The following is a 26,228-nucleotide window of genomic DNA, read 5'->3' on the forward strand; positions in this document are numbered from 1 at the left end:
AGGCAACCATACCTTACACATACTTTATCTATACCGTATCCATACTGTTGCACCGGGCCTGGACACCTTTAAACGAGTTGTAAATCTTCTTTTAGTACTTAGTAACGTATCAGGCGGAAGGTCGGAAACGAACAATGACCTTAGAAATAAAGACGAACTCATATATATTATATACTAAACACCCCTAGGGCAACCATACCTTATACATACCTTATGCATACCTTATCCATACTCTATCTATACTGTATCCATACTGTTGCACCGGGCCTAGACACCTTTAAACGAGTTGTAAATCTTCTTTTGGCACCTATAAACTCATCAAATGGTTTACGGAAAACCAATAAGGACCTTAGAAATGAAGTTGGACACATATATTTTATATAAGGAACATCTTTAAGGCATCCATACCTTATCCATACTTTATCTATACCGTATCCATACTGTTGCACCGGACCTGGACAACTTTTGATGGTAAGAAAATGTTCTTTTAGTACTTATAAACGCGTAAGATGGATGGTTGCAGACATATCATGATTGCAGTTATAAAGGTGGACAACTTATATAATATATAAAGAATGTACTTAGCATGATCCTCCACCCCCAAGGTTTGTCTATATGGGATCTTCATCTCAACCCCGGGTGAAGCCTACTTTAATATGATGTTATGTCAATGCAAACATAATTGAACCGATCCTGAAACATATATATATATGAAACTACTATTTCACATTGCATCGCAGGGTGTGCAATTCATACCGAAAACAGACGTATTCCTGTCTTTATATAAGCGTCTTTTTTAAGAGAAGAAATTCCACACCAAACCAAATCGAATTATGAAGTCACGATATGGATAATCAGGAGCAGAATAAAAGTTATATCCTGAAAAAGAGGAATTAAAATGTTCGGCTTTTAAATAGATCCTTGTTTGACGTACTTTGGCATTAATAAAGAAATCCAACATTGGAAAATTCCCTATTTGTTCCTGATCTTGTACATAAAACTCTCCTAAGAGCGGACTATAAGCATTCGCTTTGTATTCGGTAAAATATTTAAACGTAATACCGGTTTGCAGAAACATGGCTTTTTTAAACACGTGATCCGAAAAATAGAATGTATTTCTGGTTACGAGTTGAGGCACGTTTAAAACCTCATCATCCTGAGCCACCTCCTGATACATTACTGTATTATACAAACCAAATTTTCCGAACTTCAGATCTTTGGTATATTTTACTTTCAAATAGTTAATGGTATTCTGGTATTGTAATGGTTTTACCTGAAATGTTTCATCGACTGTAGCCGGCTGCTGGTAGAAATAGGTGTAATCATCTATTACGCTGTAAGAGGCATTCAAGGTCCCGAAACGTTTCGTTTTAAAATCTACAGAAAGACTTTTATTCTTTTCGGTATTGAAGTTACTTCTGTTATCCCAATTGTAATCTTTATAATCGCTTTGATAAAGCAGGAAATTGAAGTCTGGTGATGCTGATACAGATTTAATTGTAGCGGCTATTTCATTTTCATTATCGAACACATAGCCTGCGCTTCCTTTAAAGAGATTTCCTCCTAAATCGCCATAAACACTTGCACCTACCTCAGCGTTCAGATAAAACCCTCCTATTTTCTTGGTCCATTCGGCACCATAAGAATAATCCTCCCCTTTCATCTGATTTGGGATGGTCTGGTCTTGAGTTACCACAATACTATTGAAATAGTAATTATAGGCGTATACACTATTAGACACTGTTATGTTTCCAAGTAACCTACTTTTGTAATCGAGTCGGATTTGATTTGAAAAGGACTTTAGTCTAGCCCTGTCATTTAAACCTGAGGATTGGAAAGCCTCTCCAAAGTAGCTATCCTGACTATCTTGTCGAAATTCGTAATATTTGGTTTCATAGTTAAGTCTGTGTCCCAGTGTAAAAGAATGATCGGGATTATTTTCCTTGTTTTCTACGATCACATATTCCTGATCTAAGAAATACCGTTTCCCTAATAAAAAATTTTCTGCATTTTCAAAATTGACATCCATCCTGGAACGATCTACAAATTCCGGATTCCCGGATTCAAACTGATCTCTGTTTGCAATACCTCCGTTTTCTTCATTTAAAATATCCTGAGAGATAAAGTGCATTCTTAAATTATACCTTTTATCTTTAGAAGCATAGCTGGTAATAAATCTAAAATTACCGGTACTTGCTAATATATGCTGGTATTTACCCAATGAGCGTAATCCTTTATAGGCTATTGCCATATTGAATTGTCTCGAGGTATTCAGGGTGATAAATGCATCTAACAACTGACCTTGTTCCATGGTAGTTTTAAAAAACAAATCAGTCATTGGTGTTGGTACATGGTAATAATTAATATCCTCCACTTCCATATAATTGAAGTGTTTTGCTCTGGCTCCCAATCCTGGATAAAAGTTATCCGAAGGCGATGCCAAGGCTAAAGAGTTATAGGTTTGTCCGAGATTCGAAAACGGTAATAACTCAAAATTATCTTTACGCAGGTAGTTGTATTTGTATTCCTTTTTAACGCTAAGTGTCGTATCGAGGAATGTTGTATCTCTATCTAGTGTTATAATTTTATAATCCTGGATTACTATTTGATCGGCCTGATTTTTAGCTTGATCAGCGGGCAACTTTCGGTTTTGAGCAGCCCTGGGAGTTCTATCAGTATTTCTTTGAGGCTGAACTTGAGCAACTCCAACAGTAAATGATAAAACCAATACAATAAAAACTATAACCTTTTTCATTAATTATATGCTGTTTGCGGCAAAGGTATAGTTTTTAACGAAAATTGCTATCGTATATTATAAATGAAAAAATTGATCTTAAAGGTTCTTTTGTGCCCTGTAGAGAAACTTCATTTGCAGGCGGCATATTGCTATCATATTTACTAAATTTGACTTTTAGTTCCTGTATGGCTATCTTTTTCCTGTCGGGATCAACAAAAACCTTTTAAACTAAATGACTTACTTTTACATAATACCATCAATTTTTTGCGGTACTTGTATTTCCCTTCAATTTAGCAACCCTAAAGATTATCTTCACAGATGTTAAAACTATCCTATTCTGATGGCATTGAAGCTGGCACGGACGAAGCAGGTCGTGGATGCCTGGCGGGACCTGTTACTGCAGCAGCGGTTATTTTACCCAGTAATTTCAAAAACACTATCATCAATGACTCCAAACAATTGTCTGAAAAAAAACGCTTACTTCTTCAACCCATCATAGAAGATACGGTTAGTGCTTTTGCGGTTCAGCATATATTTCCGGAAGAGATTGACAAAATCAATATTCTTAACGCTTCTATTCTGGCCATGCATAAAAGTTTAAGCAAACTCCAAACTAATCCTGAGTTTATTATTGTTGATGGAAACAAGTTTAAACCTTATGGCGATATAAATCATGTATGCATCGTAAAAGGAGACAGTAAGTATTTAAGTATTGCTGCCGCTTCCATTTTAGCTAAAACCTATCGGGATGCTTATATGGAGCAAATACATGAAGAATTTCCTATGTATAACTGGAAACAAAACAAAGGATACCCAACGAAAGAACACCGTGAAGCTATCAAGAAATATGGCATCACAAAATACCACAGGAAATCTTTTAGATTATTACCTGAACAATTAACACTTGATTTTTAAGTTTATATTTTTGCATATATTCATTATAGCAACAAAAAACGAATTCATGAAAAAAAGCCTGTTTCTTCTCATTCTTAGTATTATTTTAAGTTGTACTGCTGAAAAAAAAACTCGCAATAATCTAATCGACTATATTCCTAATAATGTATCTGCTGTATTAATGACATCGGATTTACAGCTTTTTATCAACGACACCAAGAACAATGATTTCATAAATGCGATTTCCGGAGATCTCTTACCTCAGGATCTTGAAGAGAAACTAGGTTCGTTAAAGCATATCCACCCAAAAACACAAGCTTTTGTAGGAGTTTCAGAAATAGGCACCAAAAATTTTGAGTATACCATAATAACCAGGGAACACGAAAACATCATCAAACTTGATTCTACAAAGAACGATTCGATTAAAACCATTTCTTATGAAGGCACCAACATTTCATCAACTTCTATTGATGAACAGCCTATATACTACGCTACCTTAAACAATAATGTCTTTATAGGTTCATCGTCTCAACTTATCATTGAAAATGCCATTCGAAATGAAGGTACTCAAACATTGGATACTGAATTCTTAAAACTCTATGAGATTTCACAAGGTAATAGTCAGGCTCATATTTTCATAAATCATACTAAAGGAAGTCATTTAATATCTCACTTATTCCGGAAAGACATATTTAATGATATCAAACATTTTGGAGACTGGACTTCTTTTGACGCTACTTTAAATCAGAGTGAAGTGGTTTTTAATGGAATAACGGTGTCATCGGATTCCTTATCCAACACCCTTAATGCTATTAAAAACACCAAGCCTATATCCAGTAGCATGCCTAAAATAATCCCTATAGAGAACGATTATTTTTCAGCTTCTACTTTTTCAGATTACAAACAATTTAACTCCAATGCCACTCCTACATATAAATCCAAAAGAACTGACTCGTTATTTAATTCTGTCACGGAGGTTGCTACCATAGGAATTAACAATTCGAAGATCGTTATTTTAAATTCTGTAGATTCGAATGATCTTTTCCAAAACCTTCAAAAATACATTGATGAAAAAACGACGTTCAGAGAGAAAAACATCTATTCTTTAACAAGCACCTCCCTTATCAATGATTATTTCCATCCTTTAGTAAAAGGCTTTGAGGCTACTTATGCTGCAGAGATCGATAATTTTATTGCTTTTGGAGGTTCAATTAAGATCCTTGAAAACCTCATCAGCAACTATCAAAACAATGCGGTCATTGAAAACGACCCTGCATTTAAAGACCTTAAAAGTAATTTAGCGGATGCTTCTTCTTTGCTATGGGTAGGCAATTTGAACAAGCTTAACGATTCAGAGCTTATATATAGTGAGGATTTCAAAAAACAAATTTCCAAGGCACAAATTAAAGGTTATAAATATTGCGCCTTACAATTCATTGCTGAAACAGACTATGCTCATTTCAATGCCATTTTAAAAAAGAAATCTACCAAAGCAGCGGTTAATATGATATCGCAGGTGTACAGCACTAAGCTTAATGCTCCGGTTTTAACGAATCCTCAATTTGTAATCAATCACAGGTCTAAACAAAAGGAAGTAATTGTTCAGGATGAGCAAAACAACCTTTATTTAATTTCAGCTGATGGCAATGTCCTTTGGAAAAAAGAGTTGGATGGAAAAATTCAGGGATCTGTCGATCAGGTTGACTTATACAGAAATGGACGACTACAGCTGGCGTTTGTTACCACCCATTCCTTTTATATTATTGACAGAAATGGCAATGATGTCTCTCCATTTCCATTACATTTTAATAACCCGGTAACACAGCCACTTGTTATATTTGATTATGACGGTAACAAAAAATACAGATTCCCGATTGTTCAGGGTAATATAATTACCATGTACAATCGCGAAGGGAAGAAAGTAAATGGATTTGTTTTTAATAAAACAACATCAAACATTAGTGATCTTCCTAAACATTTTAGATTCGGCAAGAAAGATTACCTGGTATTCAAAGAGGAGAATGGTACCCTACACATTTTACACCGTACAGGAAAACCAAGAATCAAGGTAAAGGAAAAAATAGATTTTTCATCGAATAATATTTTTGACTATGAAAATAGTTTCAGTACTACTACCAAAGGAGGTGATTTGCTTCAAATCACGCAAGATGGCAAAATCCGTAGAGAAAGCCTTGCCCTCTCTGATGGTAATTTAATAGATGCTACTTCAAAAACATTGGTTACACTTTCTGAAAATGAGCTTACTATAAAAGGGAAGAAAGTGGAGTTGGATTATGGTCTCTATACCGCTCCGAAGATCTTTTACATTTACGACAAAATATATGTAAGTGTAACGGATACTCAAGCGAATAAGGTCTATTTATTTGACAGTAATGCCAAGTTATTCCCCAACTTTCCTATTTACGGAACTTCGGCTATTGACTTAAACGACATCAACAATGACCGAAAAATTGAAATCACGGTAAAAGGGGAAGACGATAGCATACTGGTATATAGAATCAATTAATAAAAGGGAATTAACCCCTTGAAATTGGAATGATTAACAGCGAAATTTGTACCTTTAAGTCGCTATTAATCAATCAATCAACGTTATGTTAACCAATTTCTATATTTGGGTGTTGCTGTGGACTTATTTTAGTTTTGGCCCTGACACCCCGAACGCTCCCGGGTGCAGTAAATATTACCCCATGGAAGAGGGGATAAATTTTGAAATCACAGTATACGATCAGAACAACAATCCAAATGCATTATTGGCCTATAATGTAGTTCTCACAAATGAAAACACAGCAGTTTTCATGACTGAGCTACAAAATCCCGAAGGAGAACTCATTGCAATATCTGAATACGGTATGTCATGTAATGGCGATGGAGTAGAAATTGACTTCAATGCCATGATGAGTGTTGAGCTTATTAAACAGTGCGATGGGAAACCTATGAAGATGCGTGGAAAGAATATCCATTTACCGAACAATCTGGAGATAGGACAAAAACTTCCGGATGCACAGATGGAAACTTCCTCATCTGTTAAAAACGACTCGCTCAATCTATCCATTAAAATGATCAACAGAAAGGTCGAAGGAATGGACACTCTGATTACCTCAGTAGGGACTTTTAAATGTGTGGTAGTGAGTTATGAAACTGAATTTAAATCTGGTGGTAATAAAATCCACTATTCTAAGGAATGGTTAGCTGAGGGTGTGGGACTTGTAAAAAGCGAAGAATATGATGCCGACGGGAAATTAATCAGCCGCAGCATGCTTACTGATTTTCACAAATAAAAACCAGGGGTTAGACCCTGGCTTTTTGTTTTATAAATTCTACTTCAAAGCGTTCTTTGAAGTGAGTTAATATTTTCTCTTGTACTTCGCTCATGGATATTTCGGTTTTACCCAGTTCTACATTCAATGATGTTACTGCTTTTCCTTTAATACCGCAGGGCACAATATTATCAAAATAACCAAGGTCGGCATTTACATTAAGGGCAAAACCGTGCATGGTTACCCATCTGCTAGCTCTTACACCCATAGCGCATATTTTACGTGCGAAAGGAGTTCCTACATCCAGCCAAACACCTGTCTCCCCTTCTGAGCGCTCTGCTTTTAAACCGTAGTCAGCCAGGGTTAAAATGATTACTTCTTCTAAAAACCTAAGGTATTTATGAATATCTGTAAAAAAGTTGTCGAGGTCAAGAATAGGGTAACCTACAATTTGTCCCGGACCATGATAGGTGATATCCCCCCCACGATTAATTTTATAAAAAGTAGCTCCTTTTTCCTGTAATTGATTTTCATTGAGTAAAAGATTCGCCATATCGCCACTTTTACCCAGTGTGTACACATGAGGATGTTCGACAAATAAAAAATAATTAGGAGTTTCTAATTGCGTTCCTTCCCTCCTGTTCTTTATTTTCAGGTCTAAAATATTCTTGAAAAGTGACTCCTGATAATCCCAGGTATCTTTATAATCTTTTAAACCTAAATCTTCTAATACGACCTTTTTATTCATAGGCTACAAAGATAATACATATCCCAGTGAAAAACCTTATGAACAATCATTAACCTGGCAGCATCAAATTATTATCCCGGATTAACGAAAAAAAGGAGCTTTAAGAAGCTCCTTTTAGTTGTATATGTACGATTGAAAACTCAAATTTATTTTTCAAGAGTCACTTCCAGGTCTAAAATTTTAGGATCTTTCATATATTCCATAAAGCCAGCTTCCAGGATTAATGTTTTGCCATCAGCACTCAGCATTGCTTTATCAGAAGAAACTGATTTTATTTTTTTGGGGAAGTGATATTTCAGTGTATAAGAAGAGCCTGATAAAAACATATTAGCTTCCCCCAAGCTATCTATGGTTTGTTGAAGCAGGGCTTCATCCACAATAGTTGTAATTCTGCTAAACTTTCGTCCATTAAACTTATAGGCCACTTTGGAGGCATCACTATTCGCTCCAAAAGCAGGATCGGTTTTCATCTGTTTTCCTTCAGAGGCTCCTTGTAATTTATTAGCTTCATGAAAAGCATCGAACACATCTCCCAATTCCTTAACCGAATTAAAGTTGGTAAACATTTCAAACTTCATTTCTTTGGTTTCGGGATTCATGAGCATATGCATAGCGAACCGTTCCAGTTTTTTAAGTTTTTCCTGCTCTTCTTTGGGTAATTTGGAAATACTATCTTTTTTTTCTTCCAGGATATCTTTAAAATAGAAAGTAGAATCAACAGCTTTTTTATTTTCTTTTGCCAATTCATCTCCTGCCATTTCCATCAATTCCGAGCCATCAAAATTTATAGCAATCTTACCACTACCATCTTGATTAAGGTACATTTCTTCAGTAAAATTGCATGAAGTTAGCAGGCATGAAGCGATCATCGCTATTGCTAAAAATAATTTTCTCATTTCTTCGATTTAGATTTATCTATTAGGGTTGTTTAAAATTATTAAAGCTGCTATAACTCCTGGTACCCATCCACAAAGCCATAGGATAAAAACAATAATGATCGAACCGCACCCCTTATCTAAAACAGAAAGGGGTGGACAGATAATGGAAAGTAATACGCGCCAAAAACTCATGATATAAATATAATTTTGATTGATGTACCTGATAAGACACCATCACCTCCGTTTTGTTACGCTAAAATAAAAAAACCTTGCTCTTAATTATAATAAAAGATTTATTAGTTTAGTAATCATGAAGAATGCATTCTACATATTCCTATTATTTAGTTTGTGCTATACTCCTGACATCGCTGCTCAGTATAAGTTTTCCGGTGTTATTGATCAATCGACCTGGAGTGATAACGTATACCTCTCGATCATTGAAGATTACAGGCAAACCTCCGGAGTTTATACAGAACAGATAATTGCCAAAACGAAAGCTGACTCTTTGGGTGTTTTCAGTTTTACCGGGAATCAATTGAGCAATGAAAATAGCATCTACAAAATTCATGTTGACAATTGTTATGAAAATACAGAGACTGATAATCATTTTAATGGTCATTGTAACAATAGCAAACAAATATTATTTATAGCAAACAATAGAGACACCATACAACTTCCATTCTCATTTGACAATGAAATGTTTTGCGAAATAGTTTCGACGAATCCGAAAACGGAATCACTTTTAAAAATCGATTCGGTAGTGGACGAAATGAAATATGCTTATAGTCGCTACTCCAGTGAAGCTAACAGAAAGTTAAACAACAAAAAGTGGTTCTCAACGCTTCAGGATTTTGGAGCACAGTTGAACGAACCTTTAGCTGAATTATATATTTATTCATTTCTTTCGAGTCGAACTCATGATTTCCACCCTTATTACATTGAAGATTTAAGAGAAAACAATTATTACCAGGAACTGCTCTTACGTCTGGAAAATAGCTATCCTAATTCGCAGTACACTCACCAATATGCTACGGAAGTGAAGGCCGATAAATATATGTTAGCTGAAAATCCGGATTCTAAATTCAGTTGGTCTTATATTATATATGGCCTGCTAACGCTTTCTTTGATAACAAACGTCCTACTGTTTAGAAAGATCAAGCATAGTAACCAGCTAAACACAGATCGATTAGCCGCTCAATTAACCACCCAGGAACACCGGGTATTGGAGTTGATTTTAGACAATAAAACAAACAAAGAGATTGCCTCAGAAATTTATGTAAGCCTGAGTACTGTAAAAACACACATCAACAATATTTACAAAAAGCTCAATGTACGGTCCAGAGCGGAAGTAAAGGCTATCATCAACAAATAATTTAAAATTCCACCGGGGGACTAATACCCTTTTCAACCCATCAAAACTTTAAGTATATGGATCGTTTTATGATGTTTGTAACCTATTAACCAAAAAAAACATCATCATGACATCATTATTCAACTTCAAACCACAAAGAACCATTTTGGCTACCAGTACTATTTTGTTCCTTTTAGCCTTATTCGCAAGTTTTACCTGTTCCGCTCAGGATCAGGCGAAGTTAACCAAGTCCGGTAAATTTTCATTTGACACAGAAGAAATTAATTATGGGAACCTTCAACAAAATTCAAATGGAGATCGCGTTTTTATTTTTACCAATACCGGCAATGCTCCGATTGTCATTTCACAGGTAAAAACTTCATGTGGTTGTACCGTACCAACGTATTCAAAGTTACCTGTACTTCCGGGGGAGAAAGGAGAAATCAAAGTTCAGTATGATACCAACAGATTAGGAGCTTTTAACAAAACGATCACTATCATATCCAATGCCACTGATGGTAATAAGATATTGCGTATTAAAGGGAATGTACTAAAGTCAAATCACAACATATCAGACACTAAATAAATTGTCTTATTAGATAATTCATCTGCCATTCTTAAGAATATGTAATATCAGCAGTACAACATGGTAAATGTCGGTTTGAGCGTAATGCAAACTTTTTTAATTGTTCATAAAGAATGGTTTGGAATGCGACTCGAACTGACTTTATGTGTTCAAAACATTTTTTTTCTGACGGTATCCTTTAATAACCGACTCTTCCTAAAAAAGATGCTCCTGATTGTCTGAAAAAATGTAATTTTGCAGTTCAAAATAAAAAGCATGCAACTTTCAGAGCAAGAAATTATTAGGAGAGAGAAACTCGAGAAGTTAAGAGATTTAGGTATAGAGCCGTTTCCGGCAGCATTATTTCCGGTAGATCATACCTCGAAAAAAATAAAAGAAACCTACGAAGAGGGGAAAAAGGTGGTTATTTCCGGCCGTTTAATGTCAAGACGTATTCAGGGAAAAGCCTCTTTTGCTGAGCTTCAAGATAGTGAAGGCCGAATCCAGGTATATTTCAATCGTGATGAAATTTGTACCGGTGAGGACAAGACAAAATACAACGATGTTTATAAAAAGCTTCTTGACATTGGTGATTTCATTGGTGTTGAGGGAACGCTTTTCACCACCCAGGTAGGTGAAAAAACGGTGATGGTAAACGACTTTACTTTATTAAGTAAAACACTTAGACCATTACCATTACCAAAGGTTGATAGCGAAGGTAATGTATATGACGAATTTAACGATCCTGAGCAGCGTTATCGAATGCGTTATGTCGATCTTGTTGTAAACCCTAAGGTAAAGGATGTTTTTGTAAAAAGAACCAAGATTATGAACACCATTCGTCAGTTTTACAACGATATGGGATTCCTTGAGGTTGAAACACCTATTTTACAACCTATACCGGGAGGTGCAGCTGCACGCCCGTTCATGACTCACCACAATGCCCTGAACATTCCTCTTTATTTAAGAATCGCTAATGAGCTCTATTTAAAAAGGCTTATTGTTGGGGGTTTTGATGGGGTTTATGAGTTTGCTAAAGATTTTCGTAATGAAGGGATGGACAGAACGCACAATCCTGAGTTTACGGTAATGGAGATGTACGCAGCTTACAAAGACTATAACTGGATGATGGATACCACTGAAGAGCTCCTTGAGAAAATAGCTATTGAGTTACATGGTTCTTCAAAGGTTCTTTTAGACGGAAAAAAGATTGATTATAAAGCTCCTTATAAAAGAATTGGTATTCTTGATGCCATTAAAGAGCATACAGGTCATGATCTTTATCAGAAATCTGAGGAGGAAGTCAGAGAAGCTTGTAAAGCTATGGACATTGAGGTGGATGAGACCATGGGTATCGGTAAAATGATTGACGAGATCTTTGGAGAAAAATGTGAGCATTTATATGTACAGCCAACGTTCATTATTGATTATCCGGTTGAAATGAGCCCACTTACCAAAAAGCACCGTTCAAAGTCCGGGCTAACGGAAAGGTTTGAATTAATTGTTAACGGGAAGGAATTAGCGAATGCTTATTCTGAGTTGAATGATCCTATCGATCAGCGTGAACGTTTTGAAGAGCAGTTAAAACTTTCGGAAAAAGGTGATGATGAGGCCATGTTTATCGATCAAGATTTCCTAAGAGCTTTAGAATATGGAATGCCTCCTACCAGTGGTATTGGAATCGGTATTGATCGTTTGACGATGTTCATGACTGACAGTCATTCTATCCAGGACGTATTATTCTTCCCTCAGATGAAGCCTGAGCGTAAAAAAGTAGCGATGACGGAAGAAGAAAAAGCAGTTTTTAATATTTTGAAATCTCATTCTCCTATGGACCTTAATGTTTTAAAAGAGCAATCTGGGCTTAGCAATAAAAAATGGGATAAGACTATAAAGGGATTGACCAAGAACAAACTTGCAAAAGTCAGCAAGTCTAATGATGGTTTATTTGTTGAAATAGCCGAGTAACAATTATCAAATACGCTTTCAATTTCCTATTCGAAAAAGAACAGGTTTCGATGAAAGTCAAAATCAGAACACATAAAAAAAGGCCTTCTTATGAAGGTCTTTTTTATACCGCAAGATTTCCGTTAAAGAAACTTTGATCGCGCATCGGTTCATTTATACTAATACAATTGAGTTCCGGATGCGATTCGTTAAAATAAACGTAAACCGGTTCATTTAATTTCGGGAGCTCCAGATAGGCCTCTTTTTCTGACACTTTAATAAAAATGGTTCCTTCCCCGGTTTCTGGCACATATTTTCCATTTGGTAAACTTACGGCATCATCGGTAAAAAAGACCTGCACCGTATGCCCTTCGCCCGAACATACCAGTTGACCATAAACAGGATAATTAATTTGATTAATTTGGACAGATGATTTGGTTTGATCCAGGTGGTAATCCTCAACTAAAAATACTTTGCTACACATAATTTAAAGAGTTTAAGATTAGTGAATACATAATGAGGCGAAGTACAGCTGACGGGGTTCTTTATAGCTCTAAATTAAACAACTGATAGCGAGCAGAATATTAAAATTGTTATACGACAAAAAAATCCGCCTAAACAGCGGATTTTTCACTTTCCAAAATTAAGTATGAAAACAAAAAAATACATTCTTTAAAAAAAGATCTTTACAGTAAGCAGAGTCCCTCAATTCCGCTTACCGTAAATCTCTTACTTTAAATGCATGCATATTAACATTGATCAAAATTTTATATTACTTGTTGACATAGAAAAGGATGTTTCATAATCTAATTCATCCAGATCTATATATTTAATCTGACTCAAGGTACCAATGTATGGATCGAAATCATGAGGTAAATATTTATCAGATTCTATATTGGCTCCAACCTCTAATTCAGCATCGATATCAACATATTCTATTGCATCCAATGAACCTAAATAAGGGTCAAAACCTTTAGGTAAATATGGGGTGGTATCAAATCCTAAATCAAACTCTTCGTTATCTTCAATATATTCAATCGTTTTTAAATCAAGTTGATTATCCGGATCTTCAATGGTTATTTCAATTGTATTTGAGTTTGAATTCAACTCATAAGGCTCTGTACTATTTTGTGTAACTGCTTCTCCTCCCAAAAGCAAACTACTGATTACAATAAATTTAAACATGGTTGTTAGTTTTTAGTTTCTATTTTTTGATTGACTTTACTATTAAGACTATCTAGAATTCAAACTGTTACGCGTTTTAGGAGGATTTTAACTATTTAGCACAAATTTTTAGAGAACCTTAAGAAATTCCCGGAAGAAGACATATTTTACTATTAGTAATAACCTTGGATGCATAAAAAATTATATATAAATTTTACCGCGAAAGATTTATTGTGATATTTCTAGTTTTTAACAAAAAAAGATATAAAACTTTCGTATTATAGCGAATTAAATCTTCATTTTGTTTCTTTTGGAATATGAGCATTATAAAAGGATTACATATAAGAACCGTTATAGTTTTACTATTTGTAACACTTGCCATTGTTGTAACATATAACCTGGTAAAGCCGGAGCAGGTTGTCAGTTTTAGTTCGGATATAAAACCAATTCTTAATAAACACTGTATATCGTGCCATGGCGGAGTTAAAAAAAATGGAGGATTTAGTCTTCTGTTTGAGGAGGAAGCCTTTGCAAAAACGGAATCAGGAATTCCGGCTATTATTCCTGGTGATGCAAAGAACAGTTCATTTATCAAGCGATTGCACGAAAGTGATCCTGAACTTAGAATGCCTTACAAGCGGCCTGCCCTTTCTAAGGAGGAAATAACCTTACTCACTAAATGGATAGATCAGGGAGCAAAGTGGGGAGCCCATTGGGCATATTCGGCCCCTCAGGAGGTTGAAATTCCAAAACATCAGGAGACTGCTAATGTTATTGATGGATCGAATATCAGACCGGTGAATGAAATTGATCATTTTATTTTAACCAAACTGGAAGAACAAAATATTCAACCAAATGCTTTAGCTGATTCTACGACGCTGATCAGAAGGTTATCATTAGATATCACAGGTTTACCGCCAAGTGAATCGTTATTTAAACAATGGACCACAAATAAGCTCTCGTATAGTGCTTTAACCGATAGCCTCCTTTCCAAAAATACTTATGGTGAGAAATGGGCTTCCTGGTGGTTAGATCTGGCCCGTTATGCAGATAGTAAAGGTTATGAAAAAGACAATGGGCGTACCATGTGGCGTTACAGGGATTGGGTAATCAATGCTTTTAACGAAAATATGCCTTTCGATCAATTTACGGTTGATCAATTAGCAGGTGATCTGCTTGACGACCCTACTACCGATCAGATGATTGCCACCGCCTTTCACAGAAATACCATGAATAATGATGAGGGAGGAACGGATGACGAAGAGTTTCGTGTGGCAGCCGTTATGGATCGTGTAAACACAACTTTTGATGTATGGCAAAGTACTACCATGGCTTGTGTACAGTGTCATAGTCATCCATACGATCCGTTTAAGCATGAGGAATACTATGGAATAATGGGATTCTTTAACAACACTCGTGACGAGGACACTCCTGGTGATGAACCTGTTATAAAGTTTTACAACGACAATCAACGTGATAAAATTGATAATGTTAACCAATGGATAGAAAAGCACGGTAATCAACAATTGGCAAAAAGTTATAAAAACTTTTTGTTATTCAACGAACCAATTTACCAGGCTCATCTTGCAGAAGACTTTACAAATGGGGAATTACAGGACACCAAATGGTTATCCTTATGGGATAACGGGTCATGTTATTTGAAAGACATTTATACTCAAGGCTCTTCCTATATTTATTTAAAATACTGGACAAACAACAATGGCACCAAAATAATCATCAGGGAAAAAGACAAAAACGGACAGATCCTGTCTTCATTTACCTTGAACAAAACCAATGGAAGAACCATAGATCGTTTTCCATTAAAATCTATCGATTATAAAACTGACCTGTATATTGAAGCTCATAATAGTTCCCTTGGGCCACAACAAGGAACCAGCTCTATAGTATGGTTTGGGTTTTTAGAGGATCTCCCAGGAAAACAGGAATCAGGATATACTCAAATTGACGATTCATTTTTATCTCTTTTAAACATTCGTACTCCTACCTTGCCCATCATGCTGGACAACCCATCTTATATGGCCCGGGAAAATAGATTCTTTGAAAGGGGTAACTGGTTGTTGAAGGGGGATACTGTAAAGCCACACACCCCTCCTGCACTTAACGAATGGAATCCTGACTGGCCAAATACCAGGTTGGGCTTATCCAAATGGCTGGTTAGCAAACAAAATCCATTAACTGCCCGAACAGTGGTTAATCGAATATGGCATCAGTTATTTGGCAGGGGTATTGTTTCTACATTGGAAGATATGGGAACCCAGTCTGAACCGCCTTCTCATCGGGCTTTATTAGATTGGCTGGCTTTCAGATTAATGAATGAACACGACTGGCAATTAAAACCTTTAATCAAGGATATTGTTATGTCCAGAACCTACAGACAAAGCTCTAAAAGTAATGCAGCGTTATATAATACAGACCCTGAAAATAAATTTTATGCAAGAGGTCCGAGACATCGATTGAGTGCTGAACAAGTGAGAGATCAAGCACTCATGGTCTCGGGATTAATCAGTTATAAAATGGGCGGTCCGAGTGTGATGCCTCCGCAGCCTGACGGAATATGGCAAACGGTATATAGTGGTGCAAAATGGACCGAAAGTAAAGGAGAGGACAAATACCGCAGAGGTATTTATACTTATTTAAAGCGAACCAGCCCTTACCCTTCTTTTATTTCATTTGATGCTGGTAGTCGGGAGGTTTGTACCATACGCAGAACTATCACCAACACTCCTTTACAGGCATTGGTTACTTTAAATGATCCGGTTTACCTGGAGGCTTCTTTTTATCTGGCTGAGCAAATGCTGGAAAAGGAGGATATCCGTGAGGCCATCGCCTATGGATATCGACGAGCTATGTTTACTGACATTTCCGAAACTAAAATAAGCGAACTTGAAAAGCTTTATGACGAAGCATTTACAGAGTTTAACAATGATTCAGATCGTACAAAAGATTTTCTTAGTTACGACGCTACCCCTACGGCAAAAGAAGCTGCAATGACAGTGGTAGCAGGAGCTATTATGAATTTGGATGAATTTCTGACTAAATCTTAAAAGATGGATAACACAGAAAGACTGATACAGGAAAAAATAAAACGCGAAATAGAAACACAAACGCGCAGGCACTTTATAAAGGACTGTGTTGCCGGTATGGGGGGAATTGCTCTCAGCTCTCTTTTCTTTTCATGCAATAGCTTTTTTGACAATAAAAAAGGCGGCAAGTTAAGTTTAACAGAGCGCGATTTAAATCCACTCGCTACTTTGGCACCTCCTTTTCCCCCGAAGGTGAAGTCGGTTATTTATTTACATATGGCCGGGGCACCCTCGCAATTAGAAATGTTTGATTACAAGCCTGAATTACAAAAACTACATAACCAGTCGTGTCCTGAATCGTTTTTAGAAGGTCGGAAATTCGCCTTTATCCGCGGTGTTCCTAAATTATTAGGTCCGCAAGCTAAATTTAATCAAGTTGGAGAAGCAGGAAACTGGGTTTCGGAGTATTTACCACATTTTAAAAAGGTGGCCGATGAAGTCGCTTTTTTAAAGGCTGTGAATACCGATCAATTTAATCATGGTCCTGCCCAATTATTTATGCACACTGGAAGTCCACGATTAGGAAGACCTAGTATTGGTTCCTGGGTTACTTATGGTCTGGGGTCAGAGAATCAAAATCTTCCCGGCTTTGTTGTTTTGACTTCGGGAGGTAAAAACCCAAGTGCCGGAAAGAGTGTTTGGGGTAGTGGATTTCTACCATCTGTATACCAGGGAGTGCAATGCCGATCGAAAGGGGATCCGGTGTTATATATCGATGACCCAAAGGGAATGTCAAGAGGGCTAAAGAAGCGAACTATTGATGCCATCAATTCGATTAACAAAGAAGAATTTGACAACTATTCTGATCCGGAAACGCTAGCCAGAATCAATCAGTATGAAATGGCTTATCGTATGCAAATTGCAGTCCCGGAAGTAATGAACATCAATAATGAACCTGATTATATTAAAGAAATGTACGGCGTTGAAAAGGGAAAAGAGTCTTTTGCCAACAACTGTCTTCTTGCCAGAAAACTTGTTGAAAAAGGTGTTCGGTTTGTACAATTATTTGATTGGGGCTGGGACAGCCATGGAACGGACCACAGTACTGCTGTAGATTTAGGATTAAAAAATAAATGTAGAGAGATCGATCGTCCGATTTCTGCTTTAATACTCGACCTCAAACAACGTGGGTTATTAGACGACACACTTGTTGTATGGGGAGGTGAATTTGGAAGAACGCCTATGCAGGAAAACCGCGAAGGAAAGGAACAAGGCTATAAAGGACGTGATCATCACGTAGATGCCTTTACCATGTGGATGGCCGGAGGTGGTGTTAAGAAAGGTGCTTCCTGGGGAAAGACTGATGAAATAGGATTTTCGGCGCTTGAAGGGCAAGTATCAGTGCATGATGTTCATGCTACCATACTTCACTTATTAGGATTCAATCACGAACAATTCACTTACGATTTCCAAGGCCGACCATTTAGATTAACCGATGTACACGGACATGTCATTAAAGAGATACTTGCTTAACCACGAAACGAACCATGCAATGAAAAAAACTGCATTATTATTACTCATTTTTTTATTTGGGATTTTATGTACCGCTCTATCACAAGAGCGCGTATTATTTTTTCAAACCAACTGGGGCAATCAACTGTCATGGGATGAGTTTTGTAAAAAAGCAAAGGCTTCAGGTTTTGATGGAATTGATATTTGGTTACCCAATAACAAAGAAAGCCAACAAGACTTAAAAGAAGCCTTAGCTAAATACGACCTTAAATTAAACCTAATGCACGGAACCGTTAAGGGGATACCGTTAGCCGAAAGTTTAAAAAAATACGAAACGCGGCTTGAGGAATTAATGCAATGGAACCCTGTTCTTATTAATTCTCATACCGGAAGTGATTTTTTCAGCTACGAAGACAATCTTAAGTTTATTGCCATAGGTAACAAACTAAGTAAAAAGTACAATATCCCAGTCTATCACGAAACACATCGCGGGCGCTTTAGTTACAGTATGACTGAGACCTTGAAATATCTTGACAAGGCCAAAGAGCTTCCTTTGACTCTGGACATGAGTCATTGGATGGTGGTACATGAATCTTTACTCCAAAATCAACCAGATCGATGGGATACGATTATTGACAACGTACATCATATTCATGCCAGAGTAGGTTTTCAGGAAGGACCTCAGGTAAATGATCCGGAGGCTCCGGAGTGGAAGAATGCATTGAAGGCTCATATAGATATCTGGGAGCGAATTATTAAAAAAGGACTGAAGGAGCACCAAGGGGTATTTACGGTCACCTCAGAGTTCGGTCCGCCGAGCTATATGCCAACGGCTCCATATACCAGGATGCCTTTGGGAGATCAATGGAAAGCAAATGTTTTTGTTATGAATGCATTAAAGCAACGTTTAGGGATCCAATAACATTTCGTAATGACTCATTTTTTAACATTTCTGGGAAGACTACATCCCCTTATCGTACATTTACCTATTGGCTTTATCCTCCTAGGTTTGCTGTTACAATGGTATAATCGTAAGCAGGACATGCACTTAGACAAGGCCATTTCTATTGCCTTTTTATGGGCCGGGATCAGTGCAGTTGCTGCCTGTATTACGGGCTTACTTCTATATACCCACGAGGGTTTTGCTTACGACACGGTTAAACTGCATTTATGGTTTGGCATCATTACTGCCGTGTGCTCATTTATATATTATGTACGGATCAGTCATATTGCTTTTCATAAAACACCTGTTATTATATTTTCAATTCTTATTCTAATCGTTATAAGTGCTACAGGGCATTTTGGTGGTAATATCACCCATGGGTCAGATTATCTTACGGAACCACTCCCTCCGTCTGTAAAAAGGATTATTGGAATTGAAACTCAAGAGGGAAATGAAATAGCTCTTAACGAAGAAGAATTGGATGACGCCATATTATATTCGGATATAATCCAACCCATTTTAGACAACAAATGCGTTAGCTGTCATGGGCCCAAGAAATCTAAAGGAGAATTAGCTTTGCACACTCCGGAAGCCATCCAAAAAGGGGGAGAAAACGGTGCTGTAATCGACTTAAAAACGCCTGACAGCAGTGCAATATATCATCGTCTGATTCTGCCCGTAGATCATGAAGATCATATGCCCCCAAAGGAAAAGACACCATTAACAAAACATGAAATTGCACTCATTAAAGTTTGGATTGAACATGAAGCCAATTTTGATAAAAGTATAGGGCAGCTTCAATTAGACCATGAATTGTTTACTTCCTTCTTTAAGAATGAAAATTCTTCAGAACTACCTCCGGTTTCAGTAGCAACAGTTTCAAAAGATGTCATTTCTAACCTAAAGAAGTCCACTGCATTTGGGATACAACCGGTTAGTAAAAGCACATCCTTTTTGGAGGTAAGCTGCTTAAATTTTCCGGATTTTAAGGATGCTGATCTCAACACTCTTAAACCCTTTTTTAAAAACATCGTATCTATAAATCTCAGAGGTACCCAGGTAAGTGATGACATTTTCAACAGTTTAATAAAGCTTCCTAATTTACAAACACTAAAGCTAGATAATACCCAGGTTTCAGGTGCCGGGATTGGCAGCCTGCAAAAGCTGGAATATCTGAGAACGATTTCTGTTACCAACACTAATTTTGAAGCGGCTTCTTTAAAGGATCTGGCCTTATTAGAAAACCTGGAAAAGGTATACATTTTTAATACTCCTGCAGCACAATCGCCACAGGAAAATACTGATATAACATTCACCATTAACTACGGAAATTACACATTACCTATAATTGCAACAGACACCATTATTTATTAAAAATTCATATTGAATTAAACCTTTTTATCTGAGTGCCAGTCAAAAGGAGAAACATTCAATATTTATTAGTCATGAAAAAAATAATTGGAATTTGTATGTTATCGCTTCTAACAGTTGCGGTGAATGCCCAAGACAAAAAAGAGGATCGAAAAAAGAAATCCAAATCCAGGGTGGAACGCATGGAGAATATGACTCCGGACCAGATGGCTGAATTACAGACAAAGCAAATGGCTGTTGATTTGGATCTTACGGATGCGCAGCAAAAAGAAATTTATACCATCAATAAGGATCAAGCGGTTAAGCGCAAGGAACAAATGGCAAAATGGAGAAGTATGCGCAACAATGATGAAAGACCATCAAGGGATGAAATGATAAAAATGAGAAGTGCGCGATTGGATGAACAAAAAGCGATGCAGGATAGAATGAAAAAAATTCTGGATGACGATCAATATGCCAAATGGAAAAAAATGCAGGAAGAAAGACAGCAGGAAACGAGACGTCGCATGGGAAATCGGAACAAATAAGATCTTATTCCAAAAACATATAAAAGCATTGAAAAGCAACCTCTTCAGGTTGCTTTTTTATTTTGAATTTACCTTTTCTGATGAAGGCATCACTTTCAAAAAACGAATCCAATTATCCTGGCAAGCTTTCGTTGTGAAAACCCCACTGTTCAAATTAGTTCAGACCAGAGAATTAATCCTAAATAACTAGTAGCCTATTTATTTTAAACCTCTCAATAAATTGTAGATTTGAATCTGCATGTATTACTTACCAAACTACTGTGATTATGACAAAAGTTAATATTAAACAACCATCCTTATTAGTGGCGATTATGATCACTTTTGCATTTCTGTCATCATGTGCAAAAGAGCATAAGCAAGTTGATCCGCCAAACATTATTGTTTTTCTTGTTGACGACATGGGACTTATGGATTCTTCGGTTCCATTTCTAACGGACACTAATGGGACTCCTGTTCGTTATCCTTTGAACGAATACTACCGAACTCCAAACATGGAGACACTCGCCAAGCAAGGTATTCGCTTTAGCAATTTTTATGCACATTCGGTTTGTTCTCCTACAAGGGCTTCAATTATGACGGGACAAACATCAGCTCGGCATAGGGTAACCAATTGGGTAAATGCTGAGAATAATAACCGTACCAAGTTTGGGCCTTCGCAATGGAATTGGGAAGGATTAAACAAAAGTTCTGTCACCCTACCAAGGGTATTACAACAAAATGGTTACAGAACCATTCATGTAGGAAAAGCACATTTTGGACCTATTGGTTTTGAAGGTGAGGACCCAACCAATTTAGGGTTTGATATAAATATCGGAGGGAGTTCTATCGGGCATCCGGGCAGTTATTACGGAAAAGATGGATTTGGCCATATTAAAGGAAATAAAAGCCGTGCGGTACCAGGTTTGGAAAAATACCATGGTAAAGATATTTTCCTTACCGAAGCTTTAACATTAGAAGCTAATGCTATGATTACGCAGGCCAAAGAAGATAACAAGCCGTTCTTCTTATATATGTCACATTACGCTGTGCATGCTCCTTTTCACTCTGATCCGCGTTTTGCAGCTCATTATGAAGACTCCGGAAAATCTCCACAAGCACAAGCCTATGCTACTTTAGTTGAAGGTATCGACAAATCACTTGGTGATATCATCACCCATGTAAAGAGTTTAGGGCTTGGAGAAAACACCTTGATTTTATTTATGGGTGACAATGGATCAGATGCTCCTTTGCCAATAGTTGAAGATTATAGTAGTTCAGAACCACTGAAGGGGAAAAAAGGAAATCATTGGGAAGGTGGTATGCGAGTCCCTTTTATCGCTTCCTGGGTTTCGCCTGATGAAAATGCTGATTCACAAGAAAAGCTAGCTATCCCGGCAGGAGGTATCCAAAACCAGATGGGTACGGTAATCGACTTATTCCCTTCTCTATGTGATATTACGGGTATTGATCTTCCAGAAAAGCATACGCTGGATGGATTCACCTTAAGAAGTCAGCTCGAAGGAAACCACAATAAAACGAGAAACGAACTCTTTTTAAATCATTTTCCTCATGGGGTTCATCGCAGTGATTATTTTACAAGCTTAGTTAATGGTCATTGGAAAGTGGTTTATCACTATCCGGTAAAAGAGAACCCTCGTTATGAATTATTCAATCTGAAGGATGACCCGTTTGAAACTACCAACCTCGCAGATGCAGAACCGGAACAGCTAAAACTTATGATAGCTACCTTAAAAGAGCAGTTGCAAAACACCCAGGCACTCTATCCTGAAAAAGATAGCATCACCTTGAAGTTGACGATGCCTTAATTTTTATTCATTTTACGTTTTATAACATCCAAAAAGTCCGGAGTCCAAAGCCCCGGGCTTTTTTTTGTGAATTATTATTTATTTAAAAAATACATTTTCTTACACTGCACTATTAAGAAATTTCGGGTATTCCCGAAAACCATTTATTTTTTTTACAAAGTAATTACAAGTCATATATTCTTTTTAAGTATTACGGGATGCTGTGATTACCTGTCCAATCTAAAATTGACACTATGCAAACATGGAATTTTAAGGTTCAAAATAATCCTCTTGAAACAGGTAAGCAATTACAAGCTTCACTGGCGTCATTAAACGGGTTAGTTTTTAGCATGAATACAACAAAAAACAACGCAATAACCTTTAAAATCCGTAAACGTATTTTATATGCCTGGTACTTAATCTACCAGAATTACATTATTGTAGATGGAAAATTATCAGAATCAGGCACTGAAGGTGAAACGAATGTAGAAGTTTCCTTTACCAAACATTTTTTAATGAGACTGATCATATTTACCCATATATTTTTGGGCTTAGGATTTCTCCTTGTCATTATTTCAGGAGTAAGCAGCAACGCTTCGATGTATATAATTGGAGGGATCTTATTAGCTATAGGTCTTTTTATTTGGTATGATGTAAGGAAGAGAACTAACAAGAAAATTCAGGAGTTCAAGACGTTGATCTCTGGAATAATGACTTTTTAAGATCAGTTTTATGATGACTCAATGGTACTAAAGGAACTACTATCATAATAAAGAGATCGTCGGAAAATTCAAATTTGGCTGGCAGAAATCCGGCAAACTTATGAAGATCATTGAATATAGGATCGAAAAAGAAATATCAGCAACTCATACCCTCTATATTTTATCTTCCATTCTGATCTGGCAATGATTTCCGGGCACCCCTATTAATTACATTCATTTTTAGTAAGTTAGATGTTTAAAACTCAATGATCATCAAACAAAAAATTAACATAGGGAGATCTGTTATGAAAAGATCAGTACCATTTCTATTAGTTGCACTTACTATAGTTTTCATTAATTCTGTTTATGCACAAGGGGTTACTTCAGAAGAAGTAGATTCTCTTGTTGGCAGGGCTTTAGCCACAACCCCTTCAGTAGGTATTGCAGTTGCTATTGTAAAGGATGGAAAAAATATACACTCCAAAGGTTATGGCTTCAAGTCTATTGACAGCAATGATCCGGTAGATGAGCACACGATGTTTGCCATTGCCTCAAACTCCAAGGCATTTACCACAGCCGCCTTGTCAATTTTAGTAGATGAAGGTAAACTCAAATGGGAGGATCAGGTTATTGATTACATCCCGGAGTTTAAAATGTATAATGATTACGTAACTACCAATTTTACCATTTTAGATCTTCTTACTCATAGAAGTGGCTTGGGTCTTGGTGCTGGTGATCTCATGATTTTTCCTGACGGAGCAGATTTTACGATTAAAGATGTTCTTAGCAGCTTTCAATATCAGCAAGAGGTATCGGCTTTTCGAACGAAATATGATTACGACAATCTTCTTTACATCGTTGCTGGGGAAGTAATCAGTCGGGTGAGTGGTATGAGTTGGGCAGACTATATTCAGTCGCGTATCTTCGATCCGCTGGGGATGAAGAATTCGGCACCAACAGCATCCCTTTTAAGCAAAAATGAGAACCTGGCACTACCTCATGACTCAGCAGGTGAACCCATCAATACATTGTCTACCTATGATGGAGATCTTGTTGCGGCCGCCGGCGGTATTTATTCTAGTGTTGATGATTTAAGCAAATGGATGCTCATGCACCTCAACAACGGCAAATACGGTAAAGCCCTATCTCAAACATTATTTTCTGAGCAGCAGCAAAATCAAATGTGGCAGCCACATACCCCATTGAGGTTTACGACAAACCCTAATCCCAGAACACAACAACATTTTGCGGCTTATGGTCTTGGTTGGTTCATTGGGGACAAACAAGGAAAGATTGTTATTAGTCATACGGGAGGATTGCCGGGTATGCTGTCTAAAACAGTTTTAGTTCCTGAGTTGAATTTGGGAATTGTGGTGTTGACTAATTCATGGCCCGGGGGGAATGCATATAGTTCCATTCCTGAAACGATCCTTGATTCCTATTTAGAAATTGAAAAACGGGACTGGATTAAAAAATTGGCGGATAATGCAAAAAATACTGGTCATGAATCGGATTCTGTAACCACCAGGGTATGGAAGGTTATTGCAGAAAACAAGACCTCACCTATAGATATTAAAAACTATACGGGTACCTATAGGGATCCATGGTTTGGAGAGGTAGCAATCAGCCTAAAAGAGGGCAAACTTTGGTTTACTTCGTTAAGATCCCCAAAATTGAATGGGCCTATGTTCTATTACAAGGGTACAACATTTGCCATAAAATGGGAATATCGGGAAATGCATGCTGATGCATTTGCCACCTTTAATTTGAATGAAGACGGTAAAGGGATCAGCATTCAGATGAAAGGAATTTCGCCTAATATAGACTTTAGCTTTGATTTTCACGACTTGAACCTTAAGCGTGTTGAAGAGTAATTATCGTGAATTAATATTTTTTACCAGAGATAAGCGTTACTTGTAAAAGCTGCAAAAAAAGAATTCTTCACGATAACCCGGAAGCTATGATTTGCGCTAACGAATGAACCTTTTACAAAAATTGCCTGGAGCTGGTTATATTTAATGTATGTCCTAATAGTAGCTGTCAATTAAAAAAACGGCTAATCAGTCCTTAGTGAGTTAATTAAAAATCCTATACGGAGGGACCCCGTATTTATATCTATTGAGAAAAATAGGTGTCTAGAAAAATTCCGGAATATCGATGCCAGGAAAAGATAGAGGATTCAAGAAAGGATTAAAAAGGAATGTTCCTCATCGTTTTATAAAACCCAACACGAACCATGTTAAATGGCAGGCAATTGATTTAGCATCTAGTTGGCTTATTAGTACTATTAGCTGGTCGGGATGACAGGAAGAGCCGATTATTTATAGCGTGTTTGCTGTCGACTGACTCTTAGGATCAAAGAGGGATTAATTCTTTCGATAAGGACAATGTAAACAACCATTTCCACAGCATTTCCCTCTTCTCAGGTGATACCAGGAGGTAAAGACATAATTTCCGTCTTCGTTGACGTAGTAATCGATGGTTTCCACCAATTGTTCAGCCTTACCCAATCCGGCAATGGTTCTTCTTTTTTCGGGCGTCAGATCACTTGTATATTCCGCTATTCTATTAGCCACCACATTCTTTAAACACTCTTGACACAAGCAACCCATATTTGGTTCCAAGGGCATGATGGCAGGATAAGCATTACACCAGCATCCGGATGAATAACAGGTAAATGAAGTATGGCACTGGGGACAGGATTTGGTTCTTGGGGTACTCACCTAATGTTCTATATTTTAACAACAAGCCCGAGCTATCAGGCCCGGGCTTGCATCTTTACTT

21 protein-coding genes are annotated in these 26,228 nt (G+C 37.1%); 14 read left to right on the forward strand and 7 right to left on the reverse strand.

Annotated elements, in window-relative coordinates; all coding sequences use genetic code 11:
* Positions 1-796 precede the first annotated feature (796 nt).
* Entirely contained in the window at positions 797-2,755 is a 1,959-nt protein-coding gene (locus tag BM361_RS16325) for a putative porin (RefSeq protein WP_074980192.1), read from the reverse strand.
* Positions 2,756-3,055: 300 nt separating this feature from the next.
* Here BM361_RS16325 and BM361_RS16330 point away from each other — a divergent pair, with 300 nt between their 5' ends.
* The 3 genes from BM361_RS16330 to BM361_RS16340 all read left to right on the forward strand — a co-directional run bounded on the left by BM361_RS16330 (position 3,056) and on the right by BM361_RS16340 (position 6,930).
* The gene (locus tag BM361_RS16330) at positions 3,056-3,652 is read left to right on the forward strand and encodes a ribonuclease HII (RefSeq protein WP_038269127.1); all 597 of its coding nucleotides are present in this window, start codon (positions 3,056-3,058) and stop codon (positions 3,650-3,652) included.
* A 46-nt stretch (positions 3,653-3,698) separates the two neighbouring features.
* Positions 3,699-6,158, forward strand: coding sequence for a hypothetical protein (locus BM361_RS16335; protein ID WP_074980194.1), 2,460 nt, complete (start codon positions 3,699-3,701; stop codon positions 6,156-6,158).
* A gap of 85 nt (positions 6,159-6,243) precedes the next feature.
* A complete protein-coding gene (locus tag BM361_RS16340; protein ID WP_074980196.1) occupies positions 6,244-6,930 on the forward strand; it encodes a TapB family protein in 687 nt (228 codons plus the stop codon).
* A 10-nt stretch (positions 6,931-6,940) separates the two neighbouring features.
* On the opposite strand, the gene lipB is transcribed toward BM361_RS16340, so the two are convergent.
* The 3 genes from lipB to BM361_RS16355 form a co-directional block, all read right to left on the reverse strand.
* On the reverse strand, positions 6,941-7,657 hold the full coding sequence (lipB, locus tag BM361_RS16345; RefSeq protein WP_038269121.1) for a lipoyl(octanoyl) transferase LipB: 717 nt from the start codon (positions 7,655-7,657) through the stop codon (positions 6,941-6,943).
* Positions 7,658-7,803: 146 nt separating this feature from the next.
* Positions 7,804-8,553 (reverse strand): hypothetical protein, encoded by a 750-nt coding sequence (locus BM361_RS16350; RefSeq protein WP_038269118.1) that lies wholly within the window; start codon positions 8,551-8,553, stop codon positions 7,804-7,806.
* A gap of 15 nt (positions 8,554-8,568) precedes the next feature.
* Positions 8,569-8,727, reverse strand: a complete 159-nt coding sequence (locus BM361_RS16355) for a YqaE/Pmp3 family membrane protein (RefSeq protein WP_074980197.1) — start codon at positions 8,725-8,727, stop codon at positions 8,569-8,571.
* 118 nt (positions 8,728-8,845) lie between these two features.
* Here BM361_RS16355 and BM361_RS16360 point away from each other — a divergent pair, with 118 nt between their 5' ends.
* From BM361_RS16360 to lysS, 3 genes are all read left to right on the forward strand, one after another.
* Positions 8,846-9,907, forward strand: coding sequence for a helix-turn-helix domain-containing protein (locus BM361_RS16360; protein ID WP_074980199.1), 1,062 nt, complete (start codon positions 8,846-8,848; stop codon positions 9,905-9,907).
* Positions 9,908-10,013: 106 nt separating this feature from the next.
* Positions 10,014-10,472: a DUF1573 domain-containing protein gene (locus BM361_RS16365; protein ID WP_074980201.1), complete on the forward strand. Its 459-nt coding sequence runs from the start codon at positions 10,014-10,016 to the stop codon at positions 10,470-10,472.
* Between the two features lie 255 nt (positions 10,473-10,727).
* Positions 10,728-12,419: a lysine--tRNA ligase gene (lysS, locus tag BM361_RS16370; RefSeq protein WP_074980203.1), complete on the forward strand. Its 1,692-nt coding sequence runs from the start codon at positions 10,728-10,730 to the stop codon at positions 12,417-12,419.
* Positions 12,420-12,522: 103 nt separating this feature from the next.
* Here lysS and BM361_RS16375 read toward each other — a convergent pair whose 3' ends face one another.
* Both BM361_RS16375 and BM361_RS16380 read right to left on the reverse strand, forming a co-directional pair.
* Positions 12,523-12,882: a hypothetical protein gene (locus BM361_RS16375; protein WP_038269106.1), complete on the reverse strand. Its 360-nt coding sequence runs from the start codon at positions 12,880-12,882 to the stop codon at positions 12,523-12,525.
* A 275-nt stretch (positions 12,883-13,157) separates the two neighbouring features.
* Complete coding sequence (locus BM361_RS16380) at positions 13,158-13,583, reverse strand: hypothetical protein (protein ID WP_038269103.1); 426 nt, start codon at positions 13,581-13,583, stop codon at positions 13,158-13,160.
* A 296-nt stretch (positions 13,584-13,879) separates the two neighbouring features.
* Between BM361_RS16380 and BM361_RS16385 the strand changes: the two genes are divergently transcribed.
* The 8 genes from BM361_RS16385 to BM361_RS16420 all read left to right on the forward strand — a co-directional run bounded on the left by BM361_RS16385 (position 13,880) and on the right by BM361_RS16420 (position 25,318).
* Positions 13,880-16,627, forward strand: coding sequence for a PSD1 and planctomycete cytochrome C domain-containing protein (locus BM361_RS16385; protein WP_074980207.1), 2,748 nt, complete (start codon positions 13,880-13,882; stop codon positions 16,625-16,627).
* A gap of 3 nt (positions 16,628-16,630) precedes the next feature.
* The gene (locus BM361_RS16390; RefSeq protein WP_074980209.1) at positions 16,631-18,139 is read left to right on the forward strand and encodes a DUF1501 domain-containing protein; all 1,509 of its coding nucleotides are present in this window, start codon (positions 16,631-16,633) and stop codon (positions 18,137-18,139) included.
* A 19-nt stretch (positions 18,140-18,158) separates the two neighbouring features.
* On the forward strand, positions 18,159-19,040 hold the full coding sequence (locus BM361_RS16395; RefSeq protein ID WP_074980242.1) for a sugar phosphate isomerase/epimerase family protein: 882 nt from the start codon (positions 18,159-18,161) through the stop codon (positions 19,038-19,040).
* Positions 19,041-19,049: 9 nt separating this feature from the next.
* Complete coding sequence (locus BM361_RS16400; protein WP_074980211.1) at positions 19,050-20,435, forward strand: c-type cytochrome domain-containing protein; 1,386 nt, start codon at positions 19,050-19,052, stop codon at positions 20,433-20,435.
* A 71-nt stretch (positions 20,436-20,506) separates the two neighbouring features.
* Entirely contained in the window at positions 20,507-20,959 is a 453-nt protein-coding gene (locus BM361_RS16405; protein ID WP_038269094.1) for a Spy/CpxP family protein refolding chaperone, read from the forward strand.
* Positions 20,960-21,225: 266 nt separating this feature from the next.
* The gene (locus tag BM361_RS16410) at positions 21,226-22,764 is read left to right on the forward strand and encodes a sulfatase (RefSeq protein ID WP_217643788.1); all 1,539 of its coding nucleotides are present in this window, start codon (positions 21,226-21,228) and stop codon (positions 22,762-22,764) included.
* Between the two features lie 233 nt (positions 22,765-22,997).
* A complete protein-coding gene (locus BM361_RS16415; RefSeq protein WP_074980213.1) occupies positions 22,998-23,465 on the forward strand; it encodes a hypothetical protein in 468 nt (155 codons plus the stop codon).
* A gap of 284 nt (positions 23,466-23,749) precedes the next feature.
* Positions 23,750-25,318 (forward strand): serine hydrolase, encoded by a 1,569-nt coding sequence (locus tag BM361_RS16420; protein ID WP_074980244.1) that lies wholly within the window; start codon positions 23,750-23,752, stop codon positions 25,316-25,318.
* Between the two features lie 492 nt (positions 25,319-25,810).
* Here the strand turns inward: BM361_RS16420 and BM361_RS16425 are convergent, their stop codons facing one another.
* Positions 25,811-26,047: a C1orf53 family protein gene (locus BM361_RS16425; protein ID WP_139226743.1), complete on the reverse strand. Its 237-nt coding sequence runs from the start codon at positions 26,045-26,047 to the stop codon at positions 25,811-25,813.
* Between the last annotated feature and the right edge of the window lie 181 nt (positions 26,048-26,228).

This window comes from Zhouia amylolytica (assembly GCF_900116365.1).
In the GTDB taxonomy this organism is placed as follows: Bacteria; Bacteroidota; Bacteroidia; order Flavobacteriales; family Flavobacteriaceae; genus Zhouia; species Zhouia amylolytica.